Source organism: Sphaerotilus sulfidivorans, from assembly GCF_013426975.1.
GTDB classification, from domain to species: Bacteria; Pseudomonadota; Gammaproteobacteria; order Burkholderiales; family Burkholderiaceae_C; genus Sphaerotilus; species Sphaerotilus sulfidivorans.
Genome location: NZ_JACCPY010000004.1, coordinates 215774 through 235584, shown reverse-complemented (window position 1 = coordinate 235584; position 19811 = coordinate 215774). Strand labels below are relative to the sequence as shown.

Sequence of the window (19811 nt, the reverse complement as noted above, 5' to 3'; positions counted from 1 at the left end):
CCCCGCGCCTTCAGCGCCGCGTTGTAGGCCTTCCAGTTCGTCGTGCGGTACTTCGTCCGCTTCTTCTTGGCTTCGCTCACCGCGTCAGTCTACGAGCGCTCGGACGCTCGCTTTGTGCAACAGAGCCCTCCCAGCCCCCACACCACCCACCGTGCGGGTCCGCAGTGGGCGGTTCAACAAGTTGGCTCGCACGACGAAGTCTATTTCGATGTCAAGCCGAATACCCCTGGGCCTTGCACCACAAGTCCTTGACGCTGAGCAAACCCTGCTCCTTGAGCCATGCATTGGACATGGCCTGCTGGGTGACGGGGAAGCTTACGCTGGCGGTGGCCGCGTGGCAAATGGTCGCCTGGCCGCTGCTGGCGGGGTTGGCGCTGGTGACAATCGGGCCGGTGTTGCGACTTTTGCCTGAGCGCAATGGCGTCGGCGGGCGCGTCGTTCGTGCTGATGGATCGCGCCACGGCCAGCCCATAGCGTTCCGGCCTACGCGCAAACCGGACGCCCGCCGATCGCGCCGACACCTCGGCGAAGCGAGACTTGGGCGACGCACCCGAGGTGCGCCCGAGAGATCGTCAACCCGAGGTCGTCACGCGGCCCGCACGAGGAACCTGCCATGTCGTCCAATCCCTGGCTGAAGAAGAACCCGTTCATGAGCATGTGGCTCAGCGCCGCCAACAGCGTGGCGAACACCGCGCGGGGGCAGGCGACCCGTCAGGCCCGGCGCAACGCCAGCGCGGCCGCGGCCCAGGCCGGCAACAGCCTCTTCTCGTTCTGGACCCAGGCCATGGGCCTGACGGCAAAATCGGCTCACCGCAAGAAACGCTAGGAACGGGCCCGCCATGCACAGCACCATTCTGTCGTTCTGGTTCGAGGAGCTGCAGCCCGCGCAGTGGTGGCGCGTCGACGCTGCGCTGGACGAGCGCATCCGCACGCAGTTCGGCGCGCTGCATCAGGCCGCCCACGCGGGCGAGCTGGCCGCGTGGCGCGATCAGCCGGACGGGCGGCTGGCCGAGATCATCGTGCTGGACCAGTTCTCCCGGAACATCCACCGCGGCACGCCGCTGGCCTTCGCCTGCGACCCGATGGCGCTGTCCCTGGCGCAGGAGGCGGTGCGCGCCGGCGCGGACCGGGCGCTGCCCGTCGAGCGCCGCGCCTTCCTGTACATGCCCTACATGCACAGCGAATCGGCCCGCATCCACCAGGACGCCGAGCGGCTGTTCCGCACGCAGGCGCCGCAGGCCAATCACCAGGCCGAACTGCAGCACAAGGCCATCATCGACCGCTTCGGCCGCTATCCGCACCGCAACGCCATTCTCGGCCGCACCTCCAGCGCGGAGGAGCTGGCGTTCCTGCAGCAGCCGGGGTCGAGCTTCTAGGGGGTGCGCGGCTCCTGCGACCCGTCATGCCCGCGAAGGCGGGCACCCACGCGGGAGCAGGTGGATCCGATCCTGTGGCGGGGGTGGGTCCTCGCCTGCGCGAGGATGACGAGGGGGGGCGGGCGTCCGGCGTCAGGCCGCGCCCGGCCCCAGCCGGCTCCACACCCAGCGTCCGCTGCCGCGCAGCTTGCCCAGCAGCCAGTCGAGCGTCATCTGCACCGGCGGGCCCATGTCGGCGGGGTCGAAGGCGCGGAAGACGGTGCGCGGGTGCAGCATCGACAGCAGTCCGCGCAGCAGCGGCTCGCGGCCCTGGCGGCGGCGCACGAGAAAGGCGCGCAGGTCGGCGCGGCCGTGGCGGTAGCGCAGCCCCGTGCGCCAGGGAGTTTCGGGCAGCGGCGGGCGGCCGCAGACCTCGCGGTGCACCCGTGCCGGCAGGTTCAGCCCGGCGCGTGCCAGCAACAGGCTCGCGCCGCTGGCGCGCGGGTTGATCTCCAGCAGCCACATCCGGCCGGTGCGCGGGTCGCGGCGGAAGTTCATCGACACCATGCCGCGCAGCTTCAGGCGCTGCAGCATCGCGCGGGCCTCGGCCTCCAGCGCGGGCATCGCCACCGTTTCCAGATGGCAGGCGGGGCCGAAATCGGCCGGCCAGTTGCGCAGCGTGCGGGTGGTCGCCAGCGCCACCGGCGTGCCGCCGCGCGCGATGCAGGCATGCACCGTCCACTGCTGGTCGACATCGCCGGGCACCCGGTCCTGGATCACCAGCTCCAGCCCGTGCGGCGCGAGCTGGCAGCACAGCCGCATCAGCGCCTGCGCATCCTCGACCTGCACCGCGCGGCAGCGCGACAGCGCCGGATCGATGCCCGGCCGGTGCCAGCAGCCGGCCCGCGCCGGCTTGACCAGCACCGGATAGGCCAGCGTGCGGCCCAGCGCCTCGACCTCCTCGAGCGTGCGCGGCGCATGCAGCGCCGGCACCGGCAGATCATGCTGGCGCGCCAGCTCGGCGAAGCGGCGCTGGTCCTGCAGCCGCGCGATCATGTCGGGCGAGGACGACAGCCACAGCGCGGTGCCGACCAGCTCGGCATGCAGCTCGGCCATCACCCGCAGGTCCGGATCGGCCGAGGCGAACACCGGCAGCGCCTGGCCGTGGCGCATGCGCAGCTCGCGCAGCACCTTCAGCAGCCGCTGCGGATGCAGCGTGAAGTCGCGCGCGCAGATGAACTCGATGCAATGCCGCGAGTAGCCGGAGGGCGGAAACGGGTACTCGCCGACCACGATCACCGGCACGCCGTCACGCCCCAGCGCGCGCACCAGGTTCAGGTCGGCACCGGGCGCGCCCCTGCAGGCCAGCACGACGGCAGGCAGAGGAGCAGGCGAGGACGAGGAAGTCGGGCTGGACGAGATCATGGCCGGTCGCACGAGCTGGCGCTTGAAATGAAAGAAATACGGCGTAATGGTCGCCGTCGTGCGGTCCGGCGTCGTCCCCCTGAAACGGGGTCGGCGGCGAGGCACCGGCGCGCGGCGGTGCATTTGCACGCACGGCGCATGCCGGCCGGCACCGGCTCAGCGCTGCCCGAACATCATGCGCCGCGCCAGCAGCGACTTCAGCGGCCCGGCCTGCTCCAGCGCCGCCAGCGCCGAGCCGCGCAGCGTGCCCAGCCCCGGCAGGTTCCAGGTGAAGCTGCGGGCGAGGAAGTCGGTGGCGGCGATCATCGCCCAGCGGTCGGGCGCACGCTGCCACTCGACCCGGCGCAGCGCCTGGTCGACATCGTCGCTGGCGGCCAGACGGCGCACCAGCTCGTGCGCGTCGCGCAGGCCCAGGTTCAGGCCCTGGCCGGCGACCGGGTGCAGCGTCTGCGCCGCGTTGCCGATGCGCACCGTGCGGCCGCGCACCAGGGTGCGCTCGGCATTGAGCCCGAGCGGGAAGCACTTCAGCGGCCCGATGCCCGCCAGCCGCCCGACCTCGACCGGCAGCAGATGCGTCAGCACCGCCAGCCGCTGCGCATCGCTCAGCCCGGCGACCGGATCGTCGCCGCTGTCGACGCACCAGACCAGCGAGAAGCGCCGCCGCGTCGCCTGCCCCGGGCGCTCGATCAGGCCGGGCAGCGGCAGCAGCGCCACCGGCCCCTGCGGCGTGAAGCGCTCGTAGGCACAGCCGGGCTCGCCGCCCTCGACCTCGACGGTGCCGACCCAGGCGCTCTGGCGGTAGTCGCGGGTGACGGCGCGGCGCGCCTGCTCGGTGTAGACGCCGCCCTCGGCGATGACCGCCAGATGGTGTGTCTCGACCAGCCGGCCGCGCTCGCCGCAGGGGTCCGCGCCCTCGCCGGGCAGCTCGGTGGCCAGATCGACCTCGACGCCGGCCGGCACGGTGCGCACGTCCAGCACCGGCCGGCCCCACGGCGCGGACAGGCGCTGCGGCTCGCGCGCGCAGGCCGCCAGCCAGGCCGCGCGCATCGGCGCGACCAGCCGGCCGTAGCGAATGACCGCGCCGAGCTGCTCGACGCGCTCGTCCTCGGCGCGGATGCGCAGCGCCGGCGCCGCGCCGCGCCCGAGCAGCTCCATCAGCCCGGGCTGCTGCTGCGAGACATGCACGCAGCGGATCGGCTCGGCCTGCTCAGCCATGGCGTCCCAGACGCCGAGCCGGCGCAGCTCGACCACGCTGCCCTGCGACAGCGCCAGCGTGCGCGGGTCGGCGGTCACATCATGGGTGGCGGGCAGGCGGTCGTGCACGCAGATGCGCGCCTGCGGCAGGCGCCGCGCCGCATGCAGCGCCAGCGCCAGCCCGACCGGGCCGGCCCCGATCACGGCCAGATGCAGGGACGCAGGAGAAGCCGCGGGGGCGGACAAAGGCGAGCCGGTCGTCGAAGTGGTCATGGGTGCCGAGGCGTCTGAGGGTCTTCGGCCGGCCGCCGCCGCGGCGACTGGCGTGAAGCCTTCATTTTCCTCGCGATCCAGCGCGACGTCAGCACCAGGGCCGGGCGCGGATCGTCCAGGCTCAGCGTCTGGCAGACCAGCGGCCAGCGCAGCAGCGAGCGCAGGTAGTCGCTCCAGCGGGTCAGGCCCTCGGCACGGTACTGGCGCACCGCCCGCAGATCCTTCAGCCCGTTGACATACCAGCGCCCGGCGCGGACCGGCGGCGCCCGATCGGGCGCCGGCAGGCCCTGCGCATCGCGCCAGGCCAGCCACGGCAGGTTGACGCCGCAGCGGGTGGTCAGGATGCCCCACTGGCTGACACGCGGATTGATCTCCAGCAGCAGGAACTCGCCGGTGCGGCAGTCGCGCTTGAAGTTCATGTTGGCGATGCCGCGATAGCCGATGCGCGCCAGGATGTCGAGCGCCAGCGCCTCCAGCCGCGGCTCGTTCAGGCTCTCGACCAGGCAGCCGCTGCCGGCATGCGGCGGCCAGATGCGCCACTTGCGGCCGCTGAACACCGCCTGCGCCCGGCCATCGCGGCCGATGAAGGCATGCACATCGAAATGCTCCTCGTCCGGGCCCTCGATGAACTCCTGCACCAGCGAGGTCGCCCCCAGCGGCAGCAGCTGCGCACACAGCGCCATCAGCTCGTCGACATGGTCGACCCGCAGCGCCTTGGCCCGACGCACCGCATCGGGCAGCCCCGGCGACTGGCACCAGGCCTGCGGCGTGGCCGGCTTGACGATGGCCGGAAAGCGCAGCCGCTCGGCGGCATCACGTGCCTCGGCCAGCGAGGTCGGCGCGAAGGTGCGCGGCACCGGCAGCCGGTGCGCGGCGGCCAGGCGGTCGAACTCGGTCTTGTCCATCAGCCGGCGCACCAGGTCCGGATCGGGCAGGGTCGAGACGATGCAGTCCGACGCGCCCTGGGCCAGCAGCCGGGCCAGCACCTCGAGATCCGGATCGGCCGAGGCCAGCACCGGCAGCGGCCCGCCATGGCGCGCCGCCAGCCTGCGCAGCGCCTGCAGCAGCGCCTCGGGCTGCTCGGAGAACAGCGGCACCTGGACAAAGTCGCTGCAGTGGCGCGACAGGCGTGCCGGCGGCTCGGCGTACTCCGCCACCAGGATGGCCGGCACCCCGGCCAGACCGAGCGAGCGCACCAGATTCATGTCGCCCTCGCTGGCCCCGATGCAGGACAGCACGACGCACGGACGCAGGCCGGCAGACGGCAGGAAAGCGGCGGCAGGAAAGGGGCGGGACATCCGGAGCTCCGTTCAGATGCTCCGGATTGTCCTTTGCAAAAGCGGCGGACCGGACTGGCTTCAGGTCGAGGTCGACGTGACCTGGGTCACGCTACCTGCAGATGTACGGCCAGGTACCGAGGCAGGTTCCGAGGTTCCACGACTTTCGGACAGGCCCTCGGCTGCACCGGCATCGGTCGTCTCGGCCACACGGCGGCGCGACTGGCGCAGCCGCTCGGCCGCCAGCATCGCCGCACCGGCGACCCGGTTGCCCGGCACCAGCAGCGCGCCCAGCTCGCGCCGGCCCGGCCAGAGCTTGCTGATGAAGGAGTCGGACGAGGCCCCGCTCTCGAACATCGTCAGCTGCGGGCAGCGCTCGCGGCCCTGGCGGATGAACTCGATCTCGTTGAGCATGCCGGGGCCGAACTTGCGCAGCTCCGGATCCCAGCCCACCTTGAAGGCAAAGCCCATCGTGCCGGAGATGAAGTTGCAGGTCGAGGCGATCGCGCGGCCGTCGAGCCGCAGCTCGGTGAACAGCGCACGGCCCTCGGCGTCGAAGCGCGCCACCATCTCGCGGAAGAAGGCCTCCTCGGCCGGCACCGCACGCACCGAGGTGCCCGACTCGCCCTTCCAGCCCTGATGCTCCAGATGCAGGAAGTTCTCCACCGCCGACGCCGGCAGCGGCTCGCCCTGGCCGAGGCAGTGCCAGCTCAGCTCGCCCATCTCGGCCAGCCGGCGCCGGCAGCGGTTGATCTCGTTGAGCTTCTTGCCGAGCAGCTCGCGCAGCATGTCCTCGCCGCAGCGGCTCATGTCGAGCATCGCGCGCTCCTGCGGGCCCAGGCTCAGCATCGACAGGCCGCGTCGGTCGGTCTGGCGAGCCAGCGCGCGCGCCAGCGGGCCGTCGCAGTCGGTCTTCGGCAGCACCAGACCCTGCCAGGGCGACAGGCCGCCGATGGTGCGCATCAGCGCGGCAACCGCCACGTCCAGCCGCTCGGCCTCGAGCAGCAGCCCGCCCAGGAAGCTGTGGCAGGACAGGTAGGCACTCAGATGCGGCCACGGAAAGCTGCGGCTGCCCGGACTGCGCCGGAACACGCCGACGCCGACCAGCTCGCGCGCCGCCCCGGTGCCGGCCTCGATCCAGGCAATCACCGGCCGCAGGCTGGCATCGAGATGCCGCAGCGCCGGCAGCACGAAGTGCGGCGACAGATAGACGTTCGGCTCGGCCGCACGCGACTCCAGCCCGGTCCAGGCCTGCAGCTCACGCGCGTCCAGCTCTTCAGGCCGGCGCCAGCGCACCTCGAGATGTTCTGCGCGCATGCTCGATCTGTCCTCCACAACCTGGGCCAGACCCGCTGCACGCGTGCGCTGTACCGATGATGCGCCCCCCTGAGGCGACTGATGATGACTGGCGCTGCTCTTGTCGATCGATCCCACGACTCCCCCCTCTGTACAGCTTCCGCCCCCGCAGGCATGGGGCTTGCCCATGCGCCTGGGCTGGCAGACGAGGGTTGTACTCCAGATCTGCGGGATCGGATGCACGTCCACCCCCCGCAAGTAAGTGTCTGTAACCCATGCGTTGCCGAAAGCTTAAGCCAGACTGAAGACGGTTGACAACTGTGGCAAATCATCACGACTCGGCGAGAACTCGGCTCGCCAGTGGCCCGTGCTCAGATCGCCAGCGGATCCACATCGAGCGCCCAGCGCAGCACCCGGGCCTCGCCGGTGCGCGCAGCCGCCTGCTGCAAGACCGGCTGCCAGCGCGCCAGCAGCCGGTGCAGCGCCTGGCGTGACGAGGCCTCGAGCAGCATCTGCGCGCGCTCGACATCGGCGACCCGCTGGATGGGTGCGGGCACCGGCGGGAAGATCAGCACCTCGGCCGCCTCGGGCCAGTCCAGCGTCGCGGCCGACACCGTCTCGAGAAAGTCGCAGGCGGCCTGCTGGCTGCGGGCCTCGGCGCGCAGCAGGGCCTGGAAGGCGTAGGGCGGCATCGCCGCCGATTCGCGCTCGAGCAGCTGCGCGGCGGCGAAGGCCGGATAGTCATGCCGGCGCAGCGCCGCATAGAGCGGATGCGCCGCATGCCAGGTCTGCAGCCAGATCTCGCTGCGCCCGGCCAGCTCGGCGTCGCGCCCGGCGCGCCCGCCGGCCTGCATCAGCAGCGCGAACAGCCGCTCGGGCGCGCGGAAGTCGCTGGAGAACAGCGCCGCGTCGGCCTGCACCGCCGCCACCAGCGTCATGCGGCGGAAGTCGTGGCCTTTGGCGACCATCTGCGTGCCGACCAGCACATCGATCTCGCCGTCGTGCACCTGCGCAAGCTGGCTCTCCAGGCTGCCCTTGTGGCGGGTGGTGTCGGCGTCGATGCGGCCGATGCGCGCCCCCGGCAGCAGCTCGGCGATCTGCTCCTCGAGCCGCTCGGTGCCGCGGCCCATCGGCTGCAGGTCCGGATCGCCGCAGCTCGGGCAGGCGAAGGGCACGCGCTCGGAGAAGCCGCAGTGGTGACAGCGCAGCGTGCGGTCGCTGCGGTGGAAGACCCGCCAGGCGCTGCAGTGCGCGCAGTCGCTCTTCCAGCCGCAGGAGGTGCAGTGCAGCACCGGCGCATAGCCGCGGCGGTTCAGCAGCACCAGGCTCTGCTCGCCGCGCTCCAGGCGCTCGCGCATCGCCTCGACCAGGGGCGGCGCCAGCGGCTGGCTGTAGACCGCCCGCTTGCCGAACTGCGCGGCGATGCGCGCCAGGTCGACGGTGCGCACCCGCGGCAGCGCGCCGCCGCCGATGCGCGCGGGCATGTCCAGGCGGCGGTAGCGCCCTGCCCCGCCCTCGGCCGCCGGCAGCGCGTTGTGCCAGCTCTCCAGCGAGGGCGTGGCCGAGCCCAGCAGCACCGGTACCCCCTCGGATCGGCCGCGCCAGACCGCCAGGTCGCGGGCCGAGTAGCGCGCGCCCTCCTGCTGCTTGTAGGACGGATCGTGCTCCTCGTCGATCACGATCAGGCCCAGGCGCGGCAGCGAGGCGAAGATCGCCATGCGGGTGCCCAGCACCAGATCGGCGCGCCCCCGATGCGCCGCCAGCCAGCCCTGCAGCCGCTGCGCCGGTGTCAGGCCGCTGTGCAGCGACACCAGGCGCCGGCCGGGAAAGCGTGCGGCCAGGCGCGCCTCCAGCTGCGGCGTCAGGTTGATCTCCGGCACCAGCACCAGCACCTGGCCGCCGGCCTCGAACACCCGCGCGGCCTCGCGCAGATAGACCTCGGTCTTGCCGCTGCCGGTGGCACCGAACAGCAGCACCGGCCCGGGCGGCATCGCCGCGAGCTGCGCCAGCACCTCGCGCTGCTCGTCGGAGGGCTCGGGCAGCGGAGCGGCGGCGGCAGGATCGGCCGACGGGGACGGTGCGGCCTTTGCGGCTTCCCGGTCGAGCTTGTCGCCGCGGCGCAGCCGGCGCGCGAGCTGCGTGGCGTCCAGCTCGCGCAGGTCCGGCGGCAGCGCGCTCAGCGCCACCTCGCCGAGGCTGCGCTGGTAGTAGCCGGCCGCGAAGGCCGCCAGCCGGCGCCAGGCCTCGCCCAGCGGCGGCAGCGCGTCCAGCACCTGGGCGATCTCGCGCAGCGCGACCGCCGCGCCCTCGCCGTCCGGACGGGCCGCCTCGTCGCCCGGGCCCCAGACGATGCCGCAGACCTCGCGCCGGCCCAGCGGCACCCGCACCAGCGTGCCCGCCGGCCAGGGCTCGGGCGCCAGATAGTCCAGCAGCGGATCGAGCGGGCTGTGGCGCGGCAGATCCACCAGCACCTTCAGCCGCACGCTCGTCCGGCCGGGCTGTGAATAATCCGTGACACTTTCCACTGAAGCTGTGGATAACTCTGTAGAGAAGTCCTGATGAGCTGCTTCAAGTCCTTGTCACGCAAGGACTTTCTACAGATTGCCTCAAAAACGGGCAGATGCGGCCGCGCGCATCGCGCGCGAGTGGCGGTGCACCGTCTCGACCAGCACGGTGACCGCCTCCGGCGGGGTGTGCTGGCTGATGCCGTGGCCGAGGTTGAAGACATGGCCGGCATGCGGGCCGAAGCTCTCCAGCACCCGGATCGCCTCGCGCTCGATCGCCTCCGGAGTGCCGAACAGCACGTTCGGATCCAGGTTGCCCTGCAGCGCCACCTTGTGGCCGACCTGCTCGCGGGCGCGGCCGAGGTTGACCGTCCAGTCCAGGCCCACCGCGTCGGTGTCGCTGGCGGCGATCTCGTCCAGCCACAGGCCGCCGCCCTTGGTGAAGACGATGCGCGGGATCTGCACGCCGTCGTGCTCGCGCTTGAGCTGCGCCAGCACGCGTCGGGTATAGGCCAGGCTGAACTCCTGGAAGGCGCCGTCGGCCAGCACGCCGCCCCAGCTGTCGAAGATCATCACCGCCTGCGCGCCGGCCTCGATCTGGGCGTTCAGGTAGGCAGCGACCGAATCGGCGTTCACCGCCAGGATGCGGTGCATCAGGTCCGGCCGGCGGTACATCAGCGACTTGACCAGACGGTAGTCGTCGCTGCCGCCGCCCTCGACCATGTAGCAGGCCAGCGTCCACGGGCTGCCGGAGAAGCCGATCAGCGGCACGCGGCCACCCAATGCCTTGCGGATCGAGCTCACCGCATCGAACACATATTGCAGCTTCGCCATGTCCGGAACCGTCAGGTCCGCGACCGCGGCCTCGTCACGGACCACCTTGGCGAACTTCGGCCCCTCGCCGAGCGCGAAGCTCAGGCCCAGGCCCATCGCGTCGGGCACGGTCAGGATGTCGGAGAACAGAATCGCCGCGTCGAGCGGGTAGCGCTCCAGCGGCTGCAGCGTGACCTCGGTGGCGTAGTCGACATTCGTCGCCAGGCCCATGAAGCTGCCGGCCTGCGCGCGGGTGGCGCGGTACTCCGGCAGATAGCGTCCGGCCTGGCGCATCAGCCAGACGGGCGTGTGGTCGGTGGGCTGGCGGCGCAGCGCGCGCAGGAAGTTGTCGTTCAGGAGGGGGGCATGCATGGTGGCGGGATTGTAGAAGTGCGCCTGACATGCGCCTGCCGTCGGCCGTCATCCGGCCCTCAGCCGCTTGCGCTAGTCTTGGCAGGTCTTGATCTGTGTCGAAGTACGCAGCCTGACACAGTTTCACAGTCACGACACCTTCGGAGGGATCCCTGATGTTCCTGAGCCTCTTTTCATGGCCATCGCTGCGCCTGGGCGCCGCCCTGCTCCTGGCCGCCGTGCTGTCGGGCTGCGGCTACAACGACTTCCAGCGCCTGGACGAGCAGGTCAAGTCGAGCTGGGCCGAGGTGCTCAACCAGTACCAGCGCCGTGCCGACCTGGTGCCCAACCTGGTCGCCACCGTCAAGGGCGAGGCGAACTTCGAGCAGGAGACGCTGACCAAGGTGGTCGAGGCGCGCGCGAAGGCCACCTCGATCCAGGCCACGCCGGAGCTGATCAACGACCCTGCCGCGTTCAAGCGCTTCCAGGATGCGCAGGGCGAACTCTCCGGCGCGCTGAGCCGCCTGCTGGTCGTCACCGAGAACTACCCGAACCTGAAGGCCAACCAGGGCTTCCAGGATCTGCGCGTGCAGCTCGAGGGCACCGAGAACCGCATCACCGTGGCGCGCAACCGCTACATCCAGGCAGTGCAGGACTACAACATCCTGGCGCGCAGCTTTCCCAGCAACCTGACCGCGATGGTCTTCAGCTACGAAGTGAAGCCGAGCTTCACGGTCGCCAACGAGGCGCAGATCAGTGCGCCGCCGACGGTGAGCTTCGACAAGCCGGCTGCGGCCGCGTCGCGCTGAGCCGGTCATGAGGCTCGCACGCGGCTTCCTGCGCTGGCTGGCCGGATGCCTGCTGCTGCTGGCCCTGGGCGCACCGGCCCAGGGGCTGCAGCCGGTGCCGGCACTGTCGGACCGGGTGATCGACCAGGCCGGCGTGCTCGGCAGCGGCCGCGCCGCGCTGGTCGAGCAGCTCGCGCGCATCGAGCGCGAGACCGGCGCGCAGCTGGTGGTGCTGACGGTGGCCACGACCCAGCCCGAGGACATCGCCGCCTATGCGCACCGGGTGGCCGACCAGTGGAAGATCGGCAGGCGCGAGATCGGCGACGGTCTGCTGATCGTCGTGGCGGTGCAGGACCGGCGCATGCGCATCGAGGTGGCCCGGACGCTGGAAGGCGCGGTACCCGACGTGGTGGCCGGGCGCATCATTCGCGAGCGCATGGCGCCGGCCTTCCGCCAGGGCGACTATGCCGGCGGCATCACGGCGGCGGTCAGCCAGATCGACGGCCTGATCCGCGGCGAGAAGCTGCCGCCGCCCGACACCCGGGGCGAGAGCGGCTCGCACGGCAGCGTGTCGGACGCAACCGAGGACGAGGGCATGATCTGGGTGCTCACCGGCGTCTTCGTGGTGCCGATCGTCGCCCGGGTGCTGGTCAGCCTGGCCGGCCGGCTGCTCGGGCCGCTGCTCAGCGGCGGGGCCTGCGCGCTGCTCGGCGCCTCGCTGGGCGGCGGCGCGATGATTCCGATCCTTGCGCTGGGCGTGCTGGGCTTCGGGGTGGCGGTGCTGATGGCGATCAGCTCGGCGATCATCCGGGTGACGGATGCCCGTGGCGGCGGCAGCTTCGGCGGCGGCTTCGGTGGGGGCAGCAGCGGCGGCGGGAGCTGGGGCGGCGGCGATTCGCCCTCGGGCGGCGGCTTCTCGTCGGGCGGCGGCGGCAGCTTCGGTGGGGGCGGCTCCTCGGGCGGCTGGTGAGCGCAGGCACAGGAACACCTCATGACCCACACTCTCCTGCGCACACTGCGCCATCTCGCCACCGGCCGGCGCGCGGTGAAACGCGCGCTCGATGCGACCGCGCTGCAGCGGCTGCAGCAGGCCATCACCGCCAGCGAACAGGGCCATGACGGCCAGATCCGCCTGTGCGTCGAGGCGGCGCTGCCCTGGCGCTATCTGCGCGGGCGGGCCAGCCCGCGCGACCGGGCGCTGACGATGTTCGCCAAGCTGCGCGTCTGGGACACCGAGCGCAACAACGGCGTGCTGGTCTATCTGCTGCTGGCCGACCGGGCGATCGAGGTGGTGGCCGACCGGGCGCTGCACCGCCGGATCGCACCGGCCGACTGGCAGACGCTGGTCGAGGCGATGCGCGGCCCGCTGCACGAGGGCCGTCACGAGCAGGCGCTGCAGACCGCGGTGGCCACGCTCGACGGCTGGCTGCGCCAGCATTTTCCCGCCGACCCCAGCCCGGCCCGCACGCGCGACAACGAGCTGCCGGACCAGGTCGAACTCGGCTGAACCGGCCCGGACCCGGGAGCGGACAACAGCCCCAATGACAACGCCCGCGAGGCCTGGGCCTTCGCGGGCGTTGGGGTGCGTCGTGGTCGGTGCGCGCCTGCGGCAGGCCGCAGGCAGTCACGCGGTCACACGGTCACGTCACTTGCGACGCAGCTTCTGGATCGCGGCGATCTGGGCGGCCATCATCGCGAACTCGCTCTGGGCGCGGGCCAGATCGATGTCGCTCTTGGCGTTCTTGATCGCTTCCTCGGCCACGCGCTTGGCTTCCAGGGCCTTGGCCTCGTCGAGGTCATGACCGCGGATCGCGGTGTCGGCCAGCACGGTCACGCGGTCGGGCTGCACCTCGAGAATGCCGCCGGCCACGAACACGAATTCTTCCTGGCCGTTGTCGGCGCGCTCGATGCGCACCGCGCCCGGCTTGATGCGGGTGATCAGCGGCGTGTGACGGGGCAGGATGCCCAGCTCGCCGTTCTCGCCCGGCAGCGCGACGAACTTCGCCTCGCCCGAGAAGATCGACTGTTCAGCCGAGACGACGTCCACGTGGATCGTTGCCATGGTGTTCCTTCGTTGGTTTGAAGAGAGTCAGGAGACGGAGGTGGCGGCGCCGCCCGCAGCCACCCGCACGGGGCGGGCACGGACACGGGCAGCGGCCGTCAGCCGGCTCACTGCATCTTCTTCGCCTTCTCGAAGGCCTCGTCGATCGTGCCGACCATGTAGAAGGCCTGCTCCGGCAGGTGATCGCACTCGCCGGCGACGATCATCTTGAAGCCACGGATGGTTTCCTTCAGCGGCACGTACTTGCCCGGCGAGCCGGTGAACACTTCCGCGACGTGGAAGGGCTGCGACAGGAAGCGCTGGATCTTCCGGGCGCGAGCCACGGCCAGCTTGTCTTCCGGCGCCAGTTCGTCCATGCCCAGGATCGCGATGATGTCGCGCAGTTCCTTGTAGCGCTGCAGGATGCCCTGCACCGAACGGGTCGTCGCGTAGTGGTCTTCGCCGATGACGTTCGGGTCGATCTGGCGCGAGGTCGAGTCGAGCGGGTCGACGGCCGGGTAGATGCCCAGCGCGGCGATGTCACGCGACAGCACGACGGTGGCGTCCAGGTGACCGAAGGTGGTCGCCGGCGACGGGTCGGTCAGGTCATCCGCGGGAACGTAGACGGCCTGGATCGAGGTGATCGAGCCGACCTTGGTCGACGTGATCCGCTCCTGCAGACGGCCCATTTCCTCGGCCAGCGTCGGCTGGTAGCCCACCGCGGACGGCATGCGGCCCAGCAGCGCGGACACTTCGGTGCCGGCCAGGGTGTAGCGGTAGATGTTGTCCACGAAGAACAGCACGTCACGGCCTTCGTCACGGAAGGATTCCGCGATCGTCAGACCGGTCAGCGCCACGCGCAGACGGTTGCCCGGGGGCTCGTTCATCTGGCCGTAGACCATGGCGACCTTGGACTCGCCCAGGTTCTCCAGATTCACGACGCCGGAATCGGCCATTTCATGATAGAAGTCGTTGCCCTCGCGGGTACGCTCGCCCACACCAGCGAACACCGACAGGCCGCTGTGGGCCTTGGCGATGTTGTTGATGAGTTCCATCATGTTCACGGTCTTGCCGACGCCGGCGCCACCGAACAGACCCACCTTGCCGCCCTTGGCGAACGGGCAGATCAGGTCGATCACCTTGATGCCGGTTTCCAGCAGCTCCTGCGACGGGCTCAGCTCGTCGTAGGCCGGGGCCTTGCGGTGGATGGAAGCGGAGTGCTCCATCGAGACCGGGCCGCGCTCGTCGATCGGGCTGCCCAGCACGTCCATGATGCGGCCCAGCGTGGCCGGGCCGACCGGCACGGTGATCGGAGCACCGGTGTTCTTCACCTCGATGCCGCGACGCAGACCGTCCGACGAGCCCAGCGCGATGGTGCGCACCACGCCGTCACCCAGCTGCTGCTGCACTTCCAGCGTCAGCGCGCTGCCTTCGAGTTTCAGCGCGTCGTAGATCTTCGGCATCTGGTTGCGCGGGAACTCCACGTCCACCACGGCGCCGATGCACTGAACGATCTTGCCCACTGCTTGAGTAGTCGCCATTTTTCGTTCCTTCAATCTTGATTCGTTGCGTCTGTCGCCCGGACCCGCGTCAGCCACCCAGGGCCGCGGCGCCGCCGACGATTTCGGACAGTTCCTTGGTGATGCCGGCCTGGCGGGTCTTGTTGTAGACCAGCTTGAGGTCGGCGATCAGCGTGCCCGCGTTGTCGGTGGCGGCCTTCATGGCCACCATGCGCGCCGACTGCTCGGACGCCATGTTCTCTGCGACGGCCTGGTAGACCAGGGCCTCGGCGTAGCGCACCATCAGGTCATCAATGACCAGCTTGGCGTCCGGCTCGTACAGGTAGTCCCAGCCGTGGGCCTGCTTTTCGGCCTCGGACTGCGACAGGCGATCGGACGACAACGGCAGGAGCTGCTCGACGCGAGGCTCCTGCTTCATCGTGTTGATGAAGTTGGTGTAGCAGAGATAGACCGCGTCGAGCTTGCCCTCGGCGTACTGGTCCAGCAGGATCTTGACCGGGCCGATCAGCTTCTCGAGGTGGGGCACGTCGCCGAGCTGAGTCGCCTGAGCGACCACCTTGGCACCGACCCGGTTCAGGAAGCTGAGACCCTTGTTGCCGATCGCGACAGCCTGGACCTTGGTACCGGCCGCCTCGAGCTCGCGCATCTTGTTGGTGACCACGCGCAGCACGTTGGTGTTCAGACCGCCGCACAGACCCTTGTCGGTCGCGACGACGATCAGGCCCACCTGACCCGTGCCACTGTTCTTCACCACGAACGGATGCTTGTACTCGGGCGTCGCCTGCGACAGGTTGGCCGTGATGATGCGGATCTTGTCCGCGTACGGACGAGCCGAACGCATGCGATCCTGCGCCTTGCGCATCTTGGACGCGGCGACCATCTCCATGGCCTTGGTGATCTTCTTCGTGTTTTCGAAGCTCTTGATCTTGCCGCGAATTTCCTTGCCTGCCGCCATGACGCTGCTCCCGGTTTAGGCGAAGGACTTCTTGAACGCGGCGATCGCAGCGCTCAGGGCCGCTTCCGCGTCCTTGTCCAGGGCCTTCTTCTCTTCGAGCGTCTTCAGCAGCGCGGCGTGGCTGGTCTTCAGGAACTGGTGCATGCCAGCTTCGAAGGCCAGGACCTTCTTGACATCCACGTCGTCCAGGAAGCCCTTGTTCACGGCGAACAGCGTCGCGGCCATCAGGCTGATGGACTGCGGCGAGTACTGAGCCTGCTTGAGCAGCTCGGTCACGCGCGCACCGCGGTCGAGCTGACGCTTGGTCGCGGCATCCAGATCCGAGGCGAACTGCGCGAACGCGGCCAGTTCACGGTACTGCGCCAGGTCGGTACGGATACCGCCGGACAGGCCCTTGATCAGCTTGGTCTGGGCGGCGCCACCGACGCGCGACACCGAGATACCGGCGTTGATCGCGGGGCGGATGCCGGCGTTGAACAGGCTGGTTTCCAGGAAGATCTGACCGTCGGTGATCGAGATCACGTTGGTCGGAACGAAGGCGGAGACGTCACCGGCCTGGGTCTCGATCACGGGCAGCGCGGTCAGCGAACCGGTCTTGCCCTTGACTTCGCCCTTGGTGAAGGCTTCCACGTAGTCGGCGTTGACGCGGGCTGCGCGTTCGAGCAGACGGCTGTGGAGATAGAACACGTCGCCGGGGAAGGCTTCGCGGCCCGGCGGGCGGCGCAGCAGCAGCGAGACCTGGCGGTAGGCCACGGCCTGCTTGGACAGATCGTCATAGACGATCAGCGCGTCCTGGCCGCGGTCGCGGAAGTACTCGCCCATCGTGCAGCCGGTGTAGGCCGACAGGTACTGCATGGCGGCCGACTCGGAGGCCGATGCAGCGACGACGATGGTGTAGTCCATCGCGCCGTTCTGTTCCAGAGCGCGCACCACGTTCTTGATCGACGAAGCCTTCTGGCCGATCGCGACGTAGACGCAGGTCATGTTCTGACCCTTCTGGTTGATGATCGCGTCGATCGCCACGGCGGTCTTGCCGGTCTGGCGGTCGCCGATGATCAGCTCGCGCTGGCCACGGCCGATCGGCACCATCGCGTCGATCGACTTCAGGCCGGTCTGGACCGGCTGGTCCACCGACTTCCGTGCGATCACGCCCGGGGCGACCTTCTCGACGACGTCGGTCAGCTTCGCGTTGATCGGACCCTTGCCGTCGATCGGCTGGCCCAGCGCGTTGACGACGCGGCCCATCAGCTCGGGGCCGACCGGCACTTCCAGAATGCGGCCGGTGCACTTGACCGTGTCGCCTTCGGAAATGGTCTCGTACTCGCCCAGGATCACGGCGCCGACGGAGTCACGCTCCAGGTTCAGCGCCAGACCCAGGACACCGCCCGGGAACTCGAGCATTTCGCCCTGCATCACGTCGCTCAGGCCGTGGACTCGGACGATACCGTCCGTCACCGAAACCACGGTGCCCTGATTGCGGATGTCGGCGGCGGCGCCAAGGCCGTCGATGCGGCTCTTGATCAGTTCAGAAATTTCTGCGGGATTCAATTGCATAGCTTGCTCCCAATCCAGCCGATCCGGCGCGCCGCCAGGGTATGCGCGGCACGCGGACCAGCCAGAGGATGGATTCGATTCAAGCGCTCAGCGCCACCTTCATGCGTTCGAGTCGGGCCTTGACGGAGGTGTCGAGCACCTCGTCGCCCACCACCACGCGGATGCCACCGATCAGCTCAGGCTCCAGCTCGACACGGGCCGACAGCTTGCGCGCGAAGCGCTTCTCCAGGCTTGCCACGACCTCGGCGAGCTGCTCGCCTTCGATCGGGTAGGGGCTGTAGATCACGGCATCGGACACGCCGGAGGCGGCGTTGACCAAGGCTTGGAACTGCTCGGCGATGGCGGGAAGCGCCACGAGGCGACCGTTCTCGATCACGGTGCGCAGGAAGTTCTGCACACCCGTCTCGAGCGGCATGCCGGCGACGCTGCTGATCAGGTCGAAGACCTGGTCGGCGGTCACCTTCGGGCTGTCGGCGAACTGGCGCAGCTGCTCGTCGGAAGCAACCGCGCTCAGCGCGGCGACCTGGCGGCTCCAGGCCGCCACGTCACCCTTCGAGGCGACCTGGAACAGGGCTTCGGCGTAGGGACGTGCGATGGTAGTGAGCTCGGCCATGTCACAGCTCCGTCTTCAGGCGGGTCAGCAGCTCGGCGTGGACGCCGGCGTTGACTTCGCGCTTGAGGATCTGCTCGGCGCCCTTGACGGCCAGTGCGGCGACCTGCGAGCGCAGGGCTTCGCGGGCTTGGATCGACTGCTGCTGGGCTTCGGCCTTGGCAGCGGCGACGATCTTGGCACCTTCGTCTTCGGCGCGGCGCTTGGCCTCGTCGACGATGGCCTGGGCGCGCTTCTCGGCGTCGGCCAGCAGCTTGGCGGTCTCGTTGCGCGATTGGACGAGCTGTTCCTCGACGCGCTTGTTGGCGCTCTGGAGTTCCAGCTTGGCCTTGTCGGCCGCAGCCAGACCGTCCGCGACCTTCTTGGCGCGGTCATCGAGCGCCTTCGTGATCGGCGGCCACACGAACTTCATCGTGAACCACCAGAGGATCGCGAAGACCACGATCTGCGCCAACAGTGTTGCGTTCAGATTCACGGCTTCGACCTTTCTCGTGTAAGTCGTTTAGGGGAACAGGGAACGACGAGAAAGACCGATTACTTCAGGACGAACGGGTTCGCGAAGGCGAACAGCATCGCGATACCGACGCCGATCAGGAAGGCCGCGTCGATCAGACCGGCCAGCAGGAACATCTTGGTCTGCAGCTCGTTCATCAGCTCCGGCTGGCGAGCCGAGGCTTCGAGGTACTTGCCACCCATCAGGGCGATACCGATACAAGCGCCGATCGCGCCCAGACCGATGATGATGCCGCAAGCCAGAGCGACGAGACCGAGGACGTTTTCCATGATTGCTCCTAAGAGAGGTTGTTGACGGACGGAAGGGAAAGGGAAACCGGGATGCGGGCGCGACTCCGGCCTCACCAGCCTTTTCAGGCCGGCGTGACTGTGACAGATTTCGCGCAGAAGATCGATGCCGATCGGCATCGATCCGGGTGCTTCAGGACCAGATCAGTGCTTGTCGTGCGCCTGGCCGACGTACACCAGGGTCAGCATCATGAAGATGAAGGCCTGCAGCGTGATGATCAGGATGTGGAAGATGGCCCAGGCCGCACCAGCGATGATCTGGCCGAACCACAGGGCGATGCCACCGAAGGAGCCGAAGCCCACCGCGCCCATCAGCGCGATCAGCATGAACACCAGCTCGCCGGCGAACATGTTGCCGAACAGTCGCATGCCGTGCGAGATGGTCTTGGCCAGGAACTCGATGATCTGCAGCGTGAAGTTGATCGGGGCCAGCAGGATCGCGGCCGGGCCGTGTGCATGGAACGGCGCCGAGAACAGCTCGCCGACCCAGCCGCCCAGGCCCTTGATCTTGATGCTGTAGTACAGACAGGCCAGCAGCACGGTGACCGACATGCCCAGCGTCACCGACAGGTCGGCGGTCGGCACGACGCGCAGGTAGGCGTGGTGCGGGTCATGGCCCATCGCACCGTAGATGCCGGCCCACAGGCGCGGCAGCAGATCCAGCGGCAGCAGATCCATCGCGTTCATCAGGAAGATCCAGACGAAGGCAGTCAGCGCCAGAGGAGCGACGACCTTGCGCGACTCCTCGTTGTGGATGATGCCCTTGGCCTGGGTGTCGACCATCTCGACCAGGAACTCGACTGCGGCCTGCAGACGACCCGGCACGCCGGAGGTCACGCTGCGCGCCACGCTCCACAGCAGGAAGCATCCAACGACGCCCAGCAGGATCGAGAAGAACAGCGAGTCCAGCTTCAGGACCGGATCGGTCAGCGAGAAGTCGGCAATGCCGGTCTGGGCACGGTTGGTCAGGTGGACCAGGTGGTGGGAGATGTACTCCCCCGCGGTCGGAGCGTGTTGATCGGCAGCCATCGTCTTCTCTCGAACGGTTGTCTTT

The 19811-nt window shown here is 69.5% G+C and carries 19 protein-coding genes; 5 read left to right on the top strand and 14 right to left on the bottom strand.

From position 1 onward, the window contains the following. The first annotated feature begins 613 nt into the window (after positions 1 to 613). Both HZU84_RS04370 and HZU84_RS04365 read left to right on the top strand, forming a co-directional pair. The gene (locus HZU84_RS04370; RefSeq protein WP_149502477.1) at positions 614 to 826 is read left to right on the top strand and encodes a hypothetical protein; all 213 of its coding nucleotides are present in this window, start codon (positions 614 to 616) and stop codon (positions 824 to 826) included. A 13-nt stretch (positions 827 to 839) separates the two neighbouring features. Continuing rightward, on the top strand, positions 840 to 1376 hold the full coding sequence (locus tag HZU84_RS04365; protein ID WP_149502476.1) for a DUF924 family protein: 537 nt from the start codon (positions 840 to 842) through the stop codon (positions 1374 to 1376). A gap of 132 nt (positions 1377 to 1508) precedes the next feature. Here HZU84_RS04365 and HZU84_RS04360 read toward each other — a convergent pair whose 3' ends face one another. From HZU84_RS04360 to hemE, 6 genes are all read right to left on the bottom strand, one after another. Then, positions 1509 to 2780 carry a carboxylate--amine ligase gene (locus tag HZU84_RS04360; protein ID WP_149502475.1) on the bottom strand — a complete coding sequence of 424 codons (1272 nt, stop codon included), beginning with the start codon at positions 2778 to 2780 and terminating at the stop codon, positions 1509 to 1511. Positions 2781 to 2936: 156 nt separating this feature from the next. Continuing rightward, positions 2937 to 4247 (bottom strand): FAD-dependent monooxygenase, encoded by a 1311-nt coding sequence (locus HZU84_RS04355; protein ID WP_149502474.1) that lies wholly within the window; start codon positions 4245 to 4247, stop codon positions 2937 to 2939. Next, entirely contained in the window at positions 4244 to 5545 is a 1302-nt protein-coding gene (locus HZU84_RS04350; protein WP_149502473.1) for a carboxylate--amine ligase, read from the bottom strand. The genes HZU84_RS04355 and HZU84_RS04350 overlap by 4 nt, the downstream gene beginning before the upstream one ends. 60 nt (positions 5546 to 5605) lie before the next feature. Next, entirely contained in the window at positions 5606 to 6841 is a 1236-nt protein-coding gene (locus tag HZU84_RS04345; RefSeq protein WP_180692788.1) for a GNAT family N-acetyltransferase, read from the bottom strand. Between the two features lie 350 nt (positions 6842 to 7191). Further along, positions 7192 to 9303 carry a primosomal protein N' gene (locus HZU84_RS04340; protein ID WP_149502471.1) on the bottom strand — a complete coding sequence of 704 codons (2112 nt, stop codon included), beginning with the start codon at positions 9301 to 9303 and terminating at the stop codon, positions 7192 to 7194. A 123-nt stretch (positions 9304 to 9426) separates the two neighbouring features. Continuing rightward, on the bottom strand, positions 9427 to 10509 hold the full coding sequence (gene hemE / locus HZU84_RS04335; RefSeq protein ID WP_149502470.1) for a uroporphyrinogen decarboxylase: 1083 nt from the start codon (positions 10507 to 10509) through the stop codon (positions 9427 to 9429). Positions 10510 to 10664: 155 nt separating this feature from the next. Between hemE and HZU84_RS04330 the strand changes: the two genes are divergently transcribed. The 3 genes from HZU84_RS04330 to HZU84_RS04320 are packed head-to-tail and all read left to right on the top strand — an operon-like array spanning position 10665 to position 12783. Then, the gene (locus HZU84_RS04330) at positions 10665 to 11297 is read left to right on the top strand and encodes a LemA family protein (RefSeq protein WP_149502469.1); all 633 of its coding nucleotides are present in this window, start codon (positions 10665 to 10667) and stop codon (positions 11295 to 11297) included. Positions 11298 to 11304: 7 nt separating this feature from the next. Next, the gene (locus HZU84_RS04325) at positions 11305 to 12246 is read left to right on the top strand and encodes a TPM domain-containing protein (protein WP_149502468.1); all 942 of its coding nucleotides are present in this window, start codon (positions 11305 to 11307) and stop codon (positions 12244 to 12246) included. 21 nt (positions 12247 to 12267) lie between these two features. Beyond that, the gene (locus HZU84_RS04320) at positions 12268 to 12783 is read left to right on the top strand and encodes a TPM domain-containing protein (protein ID WP_149502467.1); all 516 of its coding nucleotides are present in this window, start codon (positions 12268 to 12270) and stop codon (positions 12781 to 12783) included. A gap of 138 nt (positions 12784 to 12921) precedes the next feature. Here the strand turns inward: HZU84_RS04320 and HZU84_RS04315 are convergent, their stop codons facing one another. The 8 genes from HZU84_RS04315 to atpB all read right to left on the bottom strand — a co-directional run bounded on the left by HZU84_RS04315 (position 12922) and on the right by atpB (position 19786). Beyond that, complete coding sequence (locus HZU84_RS04315; protein ID WP_149502466.1) at positions 12922 to 13338, bottom strand: F0F1 ATP synthase subunit epsilon; 417 nt, start codon at positions 13336 to 13338, stop codon at positions 12922 to 12924. Between the two features lie 107 nt (positions 13339 to 13445). Then, complete coding sequence (gene atpD, locus HZU84_RS04310) at positions 13446 to 14858, bottom strand: F0F1 ATP synthase subunit beta (RefSeq protein ID WP_149502465.1); 1413 nt, start codon at positions 14856 to 14858, stop codon at positions 13446 to 13448. Positions 14859 to 14907: 49 nt separating this feature from the next. Further along, entirely contained in the window at positions 14908 to 15792 is an 885-nt protein-coding gene (atpG, locus tag HZU84_RS04305; RefSeq protein WP_149502464.1) for a F0F1 ATP synthase subunit gamma, read from the bottom strand. A 15-nt stretch (positions 15793 to 15807) separates the two neighbouring features. Next, entirely contained in the window at positions 15808 to 17346 is a 1539-nt protein-coding gene (atpA, locus tag HZU84_RS04300) for a F0F1 ATP synthase subunit alpha (RefSeq protein ID WP_149502463.1), read from the bottom strand. A gap of 79 nt (positions 17347 to 17425) precedes the next feature. Next, positions 17426 to 17959 (bottom strand): F0F1 ATP synthase subunit delta, encoded by a 534-nt coding sequence (locus tag HZU84_RS04295; RefSeq protein ID WP_037483080.1) that lies wholly within the window; start codon positions 17957 to 17959, stop codon positions 17426 to 17428. A 1-nt stretch (position 17960) separates the two neighbouring features. After that, on the bottom strand, positions 17961 to 18431 hold the full coding sequence (locus tag HZU84_RS04290; protein ID WP_037483075.1) for a F0F1 ATP synthase subunit B: 471 nt from the start codon (positions 18429 to 18431) through the stop codon (positions 17961 to 17963). Between the two features lie 59 nt (positions 18432 to 18490). Next, positions 18491 to 18739: a F0F1 ATP synthase subunit C gene (gene atpE, locus HZU84_RS04285; protein WP_012348532.1), complete on the bottom strand. Its 249-nt coding sequence runs from the start codon at positions 18737 to 18739 to the stop codon at positions 18491 to 18493. Between the two features lie 162 nt (positions 18740 to 18901). Next, on the bottom strand, positions 18902 to 19786 hold the full coding sequence (atpB, locus tag HZU84_RS04280; RefSeq protein WP_037483068.1) for a F0F1 ATP synthase subunit A: 885 nt from the start codon (positions 19784 to 19786) through the stop codon (positions 18902 to 18904). Positions 19787 to 19811 lie beyond the last annotated feature (25 nt).